Below are 12,557 nucleotides of genomic sequence, written 5' to 3'. Positions count from 1 at the left end.
TGAAAAAATAGCATTTTAATGGTAATGGAGATTGATCATTTGTCAGTTAATTTGTAAGTCGTGCGCAAATGTTCTGACTGCATTTTCTGCAACTTTTCATTGCTCATTTCGCCAGATTCCCAAAGCTTATCCATTTCTCGTTGCAAGCGCTCATTCATGAACTTTACTAATTGTTTTGCCATAATCGTAACTTTTAGAATTATGATATGATAACCCATTTGCCTGATTTCTGCGAGCCTTCTCTGCGGATGATATGATCTTCCTGCATCTTCTTGAGATGCTTGGAGATAGCACTTCTGTTGATATTCAGAGTGCTAGCGATTTCTCTGGAAGTGATATTCCCATTGCTGGTGATAAGTTGCAAAATGGCATTTCTCGTTTCTGGTCCACCTTTCTGGTCCACCTTTTTGATTTCTGGTCCACCTTTCTGGTCCACCTTTTGCTTCTCCTTTTGTACCTTTCCATCTTCTTCCGGCTCCACTTTGATATCTGCTATTGCAATATCTTCTTCCATAGATTTCCTGTATTCAAGAATCTCGTTTCTCAGGTTTTGCGTGTGCTCTTTCAGCATGAATTCCTGGAAGGGTGCCATTGCCTCTTCTTCTCTCGATTCATTGAGGGCTTTGATATACTGCGCTTTATCTTCTTTGATGATTTTAGCAGGCACCAGTCCGAATTCAAACTGCAGGTGATTCATGATGAGGCGCGACATTCTGCCGTTGCCATCTACCATGGGTGAATAGTAACGAGAATGTTGTGGGCATCGAAGCTCAGCAGGTAGGCATCTATGGCATTGGGGCTTTTGATGAGCGCTTCTCTCCGCTGGTTGATGTGGTTGCAGAGTTCTTCCAGTTTCATCGGAACTTTGCGGTAGTCCATGTAGGAGCGGCCACCTGCTCCTGCCGTAACGCCAACAAGGCGCAGGTCACCCTTTGATGAGTCGAATTCGCCCATCAATGTACTGTAATGGCTGCCCGTATTTCTCATTACCAGTGCGGAGAGGTTCTTGAGCATTTCCACTGTGAATGGCTTATGTTCTCTTGCCCATCTGATGGATTGCTCGTAAGCTCTCTTCAGGTCGAGGTTCATGAGTTGTTCCACCATCGGTTTGCCTTTAGCCGTGATACCTTCGTCGAAGAGAAGCTGGTTCTCAATCTCGGTCACGGTGGAGCCTTCGATGGCGGTAGAGTGGGTGATGATAGAGTAGAGATAGAACTTCTGATAGTCTATCTGCTCAGATATTCCCAGCTCCTGGTATTCTTTCAGAACCTCTAGGAGTTCATTGATCTGCTTGTCCATAATGCTTCTTTTTGTAACTGAATCTTTCTGCAAAGATACGATGAATATTTAGAAAGCAAAGAATTTCTCTTGCATTTTTTCTTTGAGGTTAAACTTCTTTGTTGTATCTAGAGCACGTTCAATGCAGATGAACTTCTTATCAGTATGCTGCATAAAGTATTCTACTGTTTCATCGTTGAGATTTGCATCTACAGTAATATAGGCCTCCTTTTTTCCATCTGTTGCCCAATAAACTGTGTTTTGGGTAAAGCTGGCTTGCTTTTCCAGTTTATAGGTAAGCATGAAGCCTTGTTTGATAAGTATTTCTGTTATCAGTTCCTCTTCATTAAACACGAGTGTAAGCTGGCTCTCTTTTTCCTTGATGTAATTATGGAAAAGGGCAAGATTCTCTTCCTCGTTCTTTGTTGGGTCAGGTGTAAAGTCTGTTCTTGGGAAACTTGACTTTGACAGGGTGAAGACCTTGAAGCCTAACTGGTTGAGCTGCTGCTTGTATTCCTCGTCAAGGATTTTACCTTCGCTTTCTTTCTGATATCTTTCAACCACAGCTTTATTTCGGGCAATGGTTATTTCGCTGATGGTCTTGTAGCCAGCTTTATAAGCTGGAGATTTTTTATCTGTGAATTCTGGGATTTGTACAAGGATGAATTTTCTGTGAGCTAATTGTTGGTTGTTTAGCTTAACCACCGAGTGTCCCGTTGTACCAGAACCTGCAAAGAAATCCAGAATGATATCATTTTCTTTTGTTGCAATTTCAAAAATTTTGCTTAACAGTTTTGTTGGTTTCGGATTGTCGAAAATATCAGCAGCACCTAACAATTCTTTTAATTCTTTGGCAGCTTCTTGGTTATGACCGACTTCCTTGTTTGTCCACCAAGTCCAAGCATTGACTCCATCCACTTCTGACAAAAAGTTCTTTTTACGAGGACGAGAAGTACCATCAGCACCGAACCAAATTCGATTGTCCTTTACTAAATCATTAAACGTTTCTTTAGATAAAGCCCAACATCTTCCTATCGGTGGTGTATACTCTATTCCTGCAGGAGTGGTAATTGTATAGAATTGTGATTCGGTTGCATGACCTGTTTGCCCTGTGATGTCAACCGAAGCCCATTTTCCACGAGGATCATTATCAGGATTCTTATATTCAGACGCTCTTTCCTCTGTTAATTCAATCTTGTTTAATGTTGGTTTTAGTTTCTCGATATTTTTGGCATAAACTAATATATAATCATGGGCTGGACCAAGATTGCATCTTGCATCAGGGAAGTACGTTTTTGCCATACAATATTTGCCACAAAATTTTCTTCAAAGAATATTTCATCGCATAGTTTATGAAGATGATGTATTTCGTGATCATCAATAGATATGAATATGACACCATCTTCTTTTAATAAATTGCGAGCAATTAAAAGACGACTATACATTAAGTCTAACCAACTGCTATGATAACGACCTTCTGTATTAGAATTAGTATCAATGTTTGTACCGTGTTCGCTTCTTTCCCAGTATTGTTCTTTACTCTCGTAATAATTATCTTTATAAATTCTGTCTTCTCCTGTATTATATGGTGGATCAATATAGATACACTTCACCTTATTTCTGTAGTTGGAAGTCAGTACTTTGAGCACGTCGAGGTTTTCACCTTCAATGATGATATTCTCGGTAGACTCTGCATTTACGCTTCGCTTCTCATCATAGTGTAATGTGGCACGTGTTGGGGTGAAAGCGTTGCGTTTTGCCGCTGATTTGCCAAACCAGCGGAACTCGTAACGCTCTGTTTCTTCTACACTATTTGGGTTCACTGCCTTTTTCACCTCGTTAATGTCGAGATATCCCTCCTGTGTAAACCAGTCTGGGAACAACTCACGCAGTTTGCTGAGTCGTTCCTCGTTCATGTCGGGTGATAGGGTGATATGTTCTTTATATGTTTCCATTTTCTTTATCTGTATTTATAGTTTGGTCGGCTTGCGACTTAAATGTTTTGTATTCACGAATAGGAGCTTTATAATATGCCTCGATGCCTATTGAGCGGAAGTGCTTGATGGCGCATTTTATTCTAGCTACTTCGTGAGGTGAAAGGGCTTTGGTGTCAGTAATGTCGTTCGTTCCCTTTATCTCCACAACGAAGTAAAACTCCCGCTTGTCGTTTGTATCTTTTAATGATACTCGTTTCAATACCACTCCAAAGTCAGGATTGTAAGAACCTATTGGGGTCGGAATCTTGTACCATGAAGGGAATTTCAGGAAGCACACGACGTCTGAGTTTTCTTTGTCTGCGTCTGCTGCGAAATCTCGTTCGAGTGTACTGTCATATAGAGTCTTGTCCCATACTCCATGATTAGGAGTAGAGACGTAATTCTCACATCCGTCTTTTGTAAAATCCTCAAAGTTGAAAGGAAAATGCTCATCGGTAGGTGAGTATTCTACGCATCTGGTTAACTCTTCCAACTGAATCTGCTTGATTTTGAATACTGCCTGTTCCATATATACAGGCGGATTCTTTAAGTATTGTTCTTTGTTGGTGATACCAAGTAGAATCTGCAGTACCGAATTGTAGCATAAACCAGTCTTCTCGCTCAAATCTTCAAGTAAATCCTGTGGAGTAAAACGGCCATGCAATTTGTAATCTTCCGATCCGACGTATTCGCGAGACAGATCTTCGATATTGTTCACTCTATAGCTAGCCACCTCCGCTTTATAATCACCGATACTTATCTCGCTCAGCGCTTCTATAGAACGGCGGATGATAGCATCTTCATCGAAATGTACACGATAGGTTGTCTTCTTAGCAATGACATTCCAAAAACGGCGGAACATGCTATTGAAGGACTCGTCCTTTTTCAGTGTGAATGTTACTCTGTTCTTGTGCATTCCTTTATGAGTATGCTTCAACTTGGCAGATGCATCCTTGGTGCCGAAAGCCTTCTCATTCTCGTTCTGATAGCTGCGAGCGAAAGTTTCATAAGTTTCGTTTGGAACTACTGTGAGCTGGTTGATGATTTTATCATCCTGTGCATCTTCAGGGTCATAGATGCGCTTACCTTGTTGGTTCACACAAATTCGAAGACCACGGCCTATCTCTTGTCTTTTTTTGTTTTCTGAGTAGCTTTCGTTGAGAGTAGCTATTCCGAATACATTTGGATTATCCCATCCCACGCCAAGTGCTGAATGAGAGAATATAAACTCTATAGGACTATCGAATGACAATAGCAGTTGTTTGTTATGCAGTATCTGGTCGTAAATGTCCTTATTGTCTTTATTGGTTCTCTCATTATCCGTGTATTCTCCTTGTGTGGTTTTGGCAAAGTAGAATCCCTGTACTGCCTTGATTTGTTCCTTTGAAGGAGATACGCCATTATGAAACTCCGCATACACTTTGGTAAATTGCTCTTCGAATATATTCTTGATAACAGGATTGGTGGTGCTCATATAGTTTGCCACCCTATCTATGAATATGAGAGATAGATTCTTGATACCTTGGGGGCGTAGGCGAAGTCGGTTCTCAAAGTGGCGACGAATAAGCCATTCTAGTTGTAATGCCCAAATCTGTTCCTTATTGGCTGAAGAATTCCCTTGCGTAATACTTGTTCCGTTGGTAAACTCCACAGTCCACTTTCTTGTACTCATCTTCTTATAGATGCGGCTGATAGTAAAGTCTGTATAGGAATCATTTCCTGATTTTACAGCCAGATTATCTCCTTTTTTAAGGAAATTCGAATCCTTGAACAGGAAGTTTTCCTTTGACTTATTGAATCTCCACAGTTTCAACTTAATTTTTGGTTCGCCTTTTGTTTCTTGCACATCGCTGATCTCAATTTTCAAGGTTGCTTCATCGTTTTTCTCCGTCACGGTGAGCACTTCTATCTTCTTGACAAGTCCAAGACGATAGCTATCGTTAGGCGTGAGTTGATAAAGCATATTCATTTTTACTGCATGGGTTGCAGAATAACGAAACTTGAACAATGGATGCAACTTTGAAAGCCACTCCTTGGAATTGTCTGTGTCCATTCCTTCTTGTGGTTCATCCATAAAGATGATAGGATGGGTTCTGCCCACAGCTTCAATATGAGGCTTGTTATTAAACAAGTCTTCACGTACAGCTTGATTAAGAATCTTATCTTCAGAATTGAATGAAGCCATGGTCATTATCATCAACTGAGGAGTTTCTGCAGTGATAAAGTCTCTTAGATAACTCAATTTAGAGCTATCGTAAACAAATGCATTCAGTGAGGCTTCGTATCTTTCTTCCAATTGTTCCTTAAAGTTGTAGAAGGTATCTATAACCCCTTGTCTGATAGGAACAGACGGAACTAATACTATGAACTTTGTGAGTCCATATTCTTTGTATAGTTCGTATGCAGTTTGGATATAAGTAAGCGTCTTTCCTGTACCTGTTTCCATTTCGATGCATGCATCTTGCGATTCTTGCAGGTTTGCATTACTCTGGGAAATATGGTTCTCTTCAATGATTCTTTGGATGTTGGCATACAATTCTTTCGGAGGCAATGAGCAATAGTTCGCCCTAATGTCTTCGTCTGTAGAATTGTCATATGTATTCTTCTCCATACCTCTAAAGACTTCCACTACGCTATGAATGGCAATCTTTTGATGTTCTGGGTTTTCTAATCTAAATTGCATGAATCTTCGATGTTTTAATGATGTACTCACAATTGTCTTTGCGTGATATAAGCTTCTTTTATTCTTGAATATGTATCTAGAAAAATCAGCTCTTCTTTGCAAGTTTAGTGCAAAGTTACATTTTTTTTTGAATTATTTATCCAAAAATGACTTTTAATTCTAAATCAGACTATTTTTTGTATTTTAAGGCATAAATGCTTGTAATTTTCAATATTTCTTCGTACCTTTGCCACTTGAAGGATGCGGAATCGGATTAATAGAGGGTTCGGAATCATCCGGAAGGTGGAAGAAAGCAATGTAGAACTTTAAAAACGAAAGAATTATGGAGGAAAAGAAATATCATATCGAGGAATTGAAGATTGCAGGGGATAAGGTCTGTGAGCCATCGCCTGCCTATCGTTCGGCAGCATCATCAGTATCATCTGCATCATCAGTATCATGGGATGAGGCTTACGACACTGATTCCTATCCTATGGGGCGCTCGCTGGAGCAGGTGATGGAGCATTGCGCAGAAATAGACAAGCACTTGGATGACCCGAACTATGGAATGTCGTGGGAGGAATTTAATGCTCATTTACGTAAAACGATTCCAGGATGGTTGTAAGACAGGATGAGGTCTTCATGCAGGAATTTCAGAAATGTCTTGTTTTTGCATTAGAAGAGTTTGGAAAGAAGACGGTTGGGAGATGGCAAGAGCAGATATCTCGTATCATGCATCGGTTGAAAATGATGCCTGAGAGTTATCCGTTTGTGCCTGAACTGCAGAAATGGAGAAAGTATCGTGGTGCCATCATCATGAAGAACTTCAAGATTATCTATTTTATAATGAAAAGGAAGATATCCTCTGGCTGGTGGATCTCTGGGATTTGCGCCAAGATCCTCGTAAGCTGAACCTGCGAGCCAGGAGGATAGAAAGAAAGGATTATCATTAGTCTTTATGATAAACAAAAGAACCCGCCAGGTGTCCCAATGGATTTTGAATCCGGTAGGACACCTGGCGGGATGTTTGTTTGAAGTTGTATTTTACAAAGACTCATCCACTTCTTTCCAATCTATCAATCCCTTGCCTGTTTCATCGAGTTCCACGGCCAGGGCGATGACCTTGCGCTTGTCGGCCTTGAAGGGCTCGGTGTAACTCTTTTCCTTTATCTGGCTCTCGGCAGCAGAAATGCCGCCATTGTTCGATAGCTTCAGCTCCAGGACGTAGATGAAGGTTGGAACCTCCACAATCATATCAATCCTGCCAGTGGCCAGCATTCTCTCAACTTCCACTCTACAGCCAATGGCATTGAAAATTGTACTCAGAATCAGACGGTAACGTTCTTCCATATCCATGCTTGCAAGCTTCTTGTTGCTGTATGGTACATCCGCAACAAGGGCTTTCAGACACTTCATTGCTTCTGGTAGATTTCCCATGTTCAGGTAAAGATTCAGAAATGCTTGTGGTGACTGAATGTCATTACCCTTACGCATGGAAAGGGTTGGCAAAACTATTTCATTCAGAGCCTGTCTTACCTCGAAGTTTGGAATACCAAGGAGGTAAGTTCCGTTCATGTATCCCTTTATTGTGAGATAGCCAGACTGATAAAGAAACAGTTCTGGTCCACCACCTGTTACATCTGACGATTCTATTATAGAGCTTAACAAGGCACAATGATCAAAATCATTCAAGCGTATTTCCATATCATCTACAAACTTAGGAAGCAACGAGGTTGCTCCAGATGAGGCCCAGTAATTTCTCAATTTCCTATCCTCCAGGGCATTGATGAGGCTGAACGGATTGAAGATGTCAATCATATTTTCATGACAGAAATGATATCCGTCGTAAAACGCCGTGAGCTGCTTCAGCGTCTCCTCTGGAGTCCATCCATTTTCTTCTCCCATTGCCTCAATTTCCGGCATGAAGTTGTCGGCAACTTCCTGTTTCGAAATGCCGCAGATGGTGGCGTAGGGTGCATCAAAACTGATGTTGCTCAGATTATTGAGAACAGAGAAGAGAGAAATCTGAGTGAACTTGGTGATGCCCGTGATGAAGACGAAACGCTCGTGCTCGTCCTCTTTTTTCAAGACGGCAAACACGGACTTGTAGATGGCTGTGCAGGCATCATGCTGAGGAGTCTTCCAAGAATGCTGCAATGGAGAATCATACTCATCGATGAGGATAACCGCCTGTTTTCCTGTCTTTTGAAACATCGTTTCGATGATGTTCTGGAAGCGGACGGCAAGGGAAGCCTCTGGGCGCACGGCTACCTCATACTTCTGTTCAAGTTTATAGAAGGCGTCATCGAGATAGGAGTTGAGTTCTTCTGGTGTAGCTCCTCCGCAACTCATATCGAGTCGAATGACGGGATAGCAGGTCCATTCTTTCTCCAGCTCCATCACCTTCAATCCTGCGAAGAGTTCCTTTTTACCTTCGAAGTAAGCCCGAAGTGTATCCACGAGAATCGACTTACCGAAGCGGCGTGGTCGGATCAGGTAATTATACTTTTTTCCCCTGTTGACAAGATTCCAGATGATATCTGTCTTGTCAACATAAAGATAACCATCCTTTCTGATAACCTCAAAAGACTGGATACCTACCGGCAATCTTCTATCGTTCATTTCTGTATCTGTCATAATCTGGTCTCCTATGTTTTCAGGATAGCTTTTTGCGAGCCAGCCATCTTTCTACACATTCTTTCTGCAAAGATACGACGAATATTTTGATTTCGCAAGAAAAAATGGGGGATAATATAAAAAAGGTGGCGAATCTTTATTTCTTCGCCAGCCATCTGCGCACTGGCAGGTCGTAGAACTTCAGACAGAGCCAGGCGGCTGCTATCGAAACCGCACAGGTGATGAGCGCCTCGGGCCAGGTTTCACCAAGCGTGAAGAGTTGCTTCTCGATGAGCCACGAATAGAAGTAATACATAAACGGATAGTGCACGATGTAGAGCGGGAAGGAGATGTCGCCCAGGAACGTGCAGACGCGGGTACTGAAACGGTCGGTTGTTGTCCCGCTCGCTCCCAGCCATACTATCGCCGGAAAAATCAGAATGATGCACACTGCTTCGAAAACACCATTCAGCATGATGCCATTCTCCATGATGCCATCAGCGCTGTCCACACTACTGCCGCCAACCGTACTCTCTATATAAGGTACGTGGAAGAGCAGGAGAAGAATGATGGAACTGATCCAGAACGCACCCCTTACCTTGAACTGGATGCGATGGAAAACACGGGACAGCAGCATTCCTATCGTAAACGGGCAGAGCATGCGCAGAAGTCCACCCCAGAAGTTGAGACCATCCAGCGTCCAGCCCACACCAAACATGCCATATCCGCAAACATCCGTAGCCGTGAACCAAAGCAGAAGGATGGATAAGATTCCGGCGAGTATCGCCAATGCCCTGGTGGAGAGTCGCCGGATGAAAAGGGCATAGAGGATGTTGCCGATGTACTCGAAGAAGAGCGACCAGGCGGGGCCGTTGAGCGGAAACATTTCGCCATTGCCTCTTACTTCGTATCCGCAACCTGGCAGGGCGGGAATCATCAGCATGGCGCAGAGCAGGGCTATCATCATCGCCGGTACCGAAGCCGGTGTGCCGTTCCAGGTCACTGCCCCCTGAAGGATGAACATTACGAGTCCTATCAAGGCACCCATCACTACCATCGGATGCAGGCGGATGAGGCGGCGCTTGAAGAATTTTCCCAGTGTCAATGTCTTTCCCCAACGGTCGTCGTATGCGTAGCCGATGACAAAACCGGAAAGGATGAAGAAGAAGTCAACCGCCAGATAGCCGTGGTTGATTTCCTGGATGATGGCTGAGCCGGATGCAAACTGGTAGCCTCGAACACATGATACCACACCACGAGCAATGCTGCCACCCCTCGCAATCCGTCGAGCAGGGCATAATGGGGTTTGGTATCCGAAAAACGGGATGTTGATTGTTGTAAGTTAGCCATATATTTCTATTTGTTTGATTTCTTGTTTTCTATATTCTGATTTCTTGTTCTCTGAAATTTGAATTCGCATGCAAAAATACAAAATATTTTTGGAATTATCAAGATAATGTTAGATAAAATAAAGATGAAGTGAATGTATAATCCGAAAATAAGATAAAACAAAAACTCACCAGCCGCTTTGAAAGGATGAAAAAAAACAAAGTTGGGCTGGTGAGGGGCAATTGTGCATTACAAAAAAGATTTCTTTATATAGTGTCAGTAGTATGTTTCGGATACAATCTTACGGAGTTATTCCTCCTGATACATCTTCTGTCTGTTCTTGGCAGATGAAAGCCGCTTGACGATGGCTTTCAGGCGCAGGCGGTACATGATGCAGGCAAGGATGCCATACACACCCACCTGGCACCACAAACCAACATATTCATGATGAATATCCTCGATGGATGCCCCCGTGCCCATGATGCGCAGGTAGCCGTTCATGCCAAACGTTGAAGGGAAGAGCCAGGATACATACTTCCAGAACTTTGGTATCTCTGAACCCGGCCACGAAATGCCCGACATGAATAGCAAGGGCACCGAAAGGAAGACGAACAGCATGATGCAGTCTTCCCTCCGGTAAACCAGTACCGACAGCACCATCGCCATGAAGATGCAGGCAAGGATGTAAGGAATGATGAACCTCAGGAACACGAAATAGTTACCCACATTCGGCAGGCTGAACCAACGGGTTACGGCGGCATAGGCATATATCGCCATCAGCAGATAGAGGATGAAGTAGAAGATGGCTTTACCCAGGACGATATCCACCGGTCTTCTGTACACTTGCGCTTAGGCAGCATGCGGGCGAGGCATTTCTCGCGCTGGTTTCCCATCGACATGCCGATGCCCAGAAACAGCGTCTGCTGCAGGATAAGCATCAGCACCGGTGGTATCAGGAAGGCGGCAAAACCGCTCTGCGGGTTGAAGAGACTGATGTAGTCGTATTCTATCGGCATTCGGGCTATCTCCTCATCCTGCCGGGTCATCGGATGCAGATGCTTTTCCACCTTGATGTCGCGGTTCATATCCAGCGAAACATTGTTGGCGGCAAGGAGCAGCGCCTTGTAATAGAGCAGCGAACTCATGTCGCAATACAGTCCTACGGTGGTCTGTTCGCCTCTGCTGATATCAAGATTGAAATTCTTGGGGATGCGCACCACGCCATAAATCTTCCTTTCCATCAGCAGCTGGTGGGCTTCGCTCACATCGTTGCAGTGGGCAGCCATGTGGGCTTCGGGCGTGGCATCCATCTTGCGGATGAACTCACGGCTCATGCTGCTGTTGCAGTCATCAATCACGGCAAACGGCACTTCGCGCACCACCTCGTTGGTATAGACGTAGGAGTAGAGTAGCGGATAGCACAGCGGCACGAAGAGGATGAAAATCATAATGCCCTTGTCGTGCATGATTTCCTTCAGCTCCGTCATCCAAATCTGTATGATATTTATGATAGACTTTGTCATTATGGTATGTACTTAACTTTGGTGAATAAACTGCGATAGTGGTGCAGCGTGAGCAGTGGCAGCAGGGCGAATATCGCCAGTGCCAGCACGCTATGCCAGGCGTATGCGATGCTATACCCGTTGAGTGCCTGGTTGACATACAGCAGATAATAGTGGCGCAGAGGAAAGAGAACGCTGAGCTTCTGCAGGATAGGGTCCATCGCCGTTACCGGATAGGTGAAACCTGCCAGCGAGAACGAAAGGATGCCCCAGAGCGAGCAGAGGCACATGGAGAGTCGCATCTGTCCGCTCACCCCGAAGAGGAAGGTGGCAAATCCCTGTGCTCCCAGTACCGTGAGCATGCCCACGCCTATCATCGCCATGATGCCGCTGTTGCATGGATATTGCAGATAGCGGTAGAAATATACGGCATAGAGGATATAGATGAGCCAGAATACCAGGGTTTGCGGCAAGAGTTTTCCCATGAGGGCGGTGAGCGGAGAGTTGCCCGATATTCGATAGAGTACAAGCTGCGTATCGCGTTTCCATTCCAGTCCGATGGTGTAGGCTGCCGAGAGCATCACCAGGAGGATGAAGATTCCGGGGATGAGCATATTGTTGAGATATACTGCATAATCAAGGTAAGGGTTGTTGAGCGGATGTGTCTCTATCTTGATGGGTTGTATCACGCCCATCGCCTGTCGTGGGTTCATGCCGTGGGCATAGAGCGATTCCCGGGTCAGGGCTAGACCTGTAAGCTCTGAAGCATAGCGCATGTCGCGCATCAGCAGATTACCCGGCACATAATAGCACTCGTTGGTATAGAACGAGATGCGGGGCTGGCGGTTTGCCAGAGCCTTCTCAGTGGTCTTCTTGGGAAGATAGAAGAAGGCATAGATTTCTCCCCGCTGCATGGCTTCTCTTGCCTCGCCGAAGGTAGGATAGTGGCGGATGATCTTCACGCCCTCCATCGAGCCGAGTATGCGGGTGATGGTATGGGTGATGTGGGTATCATCTTCATCCACCATCGCTGCTGGCATCTTGGTAGGCAGGCCGGCATCCATCAGTGAGGTGAGGAATATGAGACAGAACAGCGGCGCAATGATCATGCAGAAGAGGAAGAGTGGGCGATGCGAATACATCTTCAGTTCTCTTTTGCCTATCATGGCGAGCCTTCTGATAGTCTTGCTAATG

General features: G+C 44.3%; 10 protein-coding genes and 2 pseudogenes. 2 read left to right on the top strand and 10 right to left on the bottom strand.

What is annotated here, in order from left to right; translation table 11 throughout:
- Positions 1 to 35: 35 nt before the first annotated feature.
- From DW830_RS15745 to DW830_RS03605, 5 genes and pseudogenes are all read right to left on the bottom strand, one after another.
- A complete protein-coding gene (locus DW830_RS15745) occupies positions 36 to 182 on the bottom strand; it encodes a hypothetical protein (protein ID WP_158573425.1) in 147 nt (48 codons plus the stop codon).
- A gap of 17 nt (positions 183 to 199) precedes the next feature.
- Positions 200 to 733, bottom strand: coding sequence for a winged helix-turn-helix transcriptional regulator (locus tag DW830_RS16290; RefSeq protein ID WP_233544366.1), 534 nt, complete (start codon positions 731 to 733; stop codon positions 200 to 202).
- Positions 727 to 1,299 carry a Fic family protein gene (locus DW830_RS16285; RefSeq protein WP_233544365.1) on the bottom strand — a complete coding sequence of 191 codons (573 nt, stop codon included), beginning with the start codon at positions 1,297 to 1,299 and terminating at the stop codon, positions 727 to 729. Before DW830_RS16285 ends, DW830_RS16290 begins: the two co-directional genes overlap by 7 nt.
- Positions 1,300 to 1,347: 48 nt before the next feature.
- Positions 1,348 to 3,194: pseudogene (locus DW830_RS03615) on the bottom strand (site-specific DNA-methyltransferase).
- A 25-nt stretch (positions 3,195 to 3,219) separates the two neighbouring features.
- Positions 3,220 to 5,865 (bottom strand): DEAD/DEAH box helicase family protein, encoded by a 2,646-nt coding sequence (locus DW830_RS03605; protein WP_233544364.1) that lies wholly within the window; start codon positions 5,863 to 5,865, stop codon positions 3,220 to 3,222.
- A gap of 394 nt (positions 5,866 to 6,259) precedes the next feature.
- On the opposite strand from DW830_RS03605, the gene DW830_RS03600 reads away from it, so the two are divergent.
- Both DW830_RS03600 and DW830_RS03595 read left to right on the top strand, forming a co-directional pair.
- Positions 6,260 to 6,541: a hypothetical protein gene (locus DW830_RS03600; protein ID WP_119248899.1), complete on the top strand. Its 282-nt coding sequence runs from the start codon at positions 6,260 to 6,262 to the stop codon at positions 6,539 to 6,541.
- The gene (locus DW830_RS03595) at positions 6,532 to 6,828 is read left to right on the top strand and encodes a hypothetical protein (protein ID WP_119248898.1); all 297 of its coding nucleotides are present in this window, start codon (positions 6,532 to 6,534) and stop codon (positions 6,826 to 6,828) included. The genes DW830_RS03600 and DW830_RS03595 overlap by 10 nt, the downstream gene beginning before the upstream one ends.
- Before the next feature lie 132 nt (positions 6,829 to 6,960).
- Here the strand turns inward: DW830_RS03595 and DW830_RS03590 are convergent, their stop codons facing one another.
- From DW830_RS03590 to DW830_RS03575, 5 genes and pseudogenes are all read right to left on the bottom strand, one after another.
- Positions 6,961 to 8,553 (bottom strand): ATP-binding protein, encoded by a 1,593-nt coding sequence (locus DW830_RS03590; protein WP_119248897.1) that lies wholly within the window; start codon positions 8,551 to 8,553, stop codon positions 6,961 to 6,963.
- 136 nt (positions 8,554 to 8,689) lie between these two features.
- A pseudogene (locus DW830_RS03585) lies at positions 8,690 to 9,882 on the bottom strand (acyltransferase family protein).
- 288 nt (positions 9,883 to 10,170) lie between these two features.
- A complete protein-coding gene (locus DW830_RS16870; protein ID WP_255415613.1) occupies positions 10,171 to 10,704 on the bottom strand; it encodes an ABC transporter permease in 534 nt (177 codons plus the stop codon).
- Positions 10,638 to 11,384, bottom strand: a complete 747-nt coding sequence (locus tag DW830_RS16865) for an ABC transporter permease (RefSeq protein ID WP_255415612.1) — start codon at positions 11,382 to 11,384, stop codon at positions 10,638 to 10,640. Before DW830_RS16865 ends, DW830_RS16870 begins: the two co-directional genes overlap by 67 nt.
- Complete coding sequence (locus DW830_RS03575; RefSeq protein WP_119248939.1) at positions 11,384 to 12,556, bottom strand: ABC transporter permease; 1,173 nt, start codon at positions 12,554 to 12,556, stop codon at positions 11,384 to 11,386. The genes DW830_RS16865 and DW830_RS03575 overlap by 1 nt, the downstream gene beginning before the upstream one ends.
- Position 12,557 lies beyond the last annotated feature (1 nt).

Origin of the sequence: Prevotella sp. AM34-19LB, from assembly GCF_003468525.1 — a bacterium.
GTDB lineage: Bacteria > Bacteroidota > Bacteroidia > Bacteroidales > Bacteroidaceae > Prevotella.
Note: the sequence above shows the minus strand (reverse complement) of the source record. Positions and strands in the feature narration are given on the sequence as shown.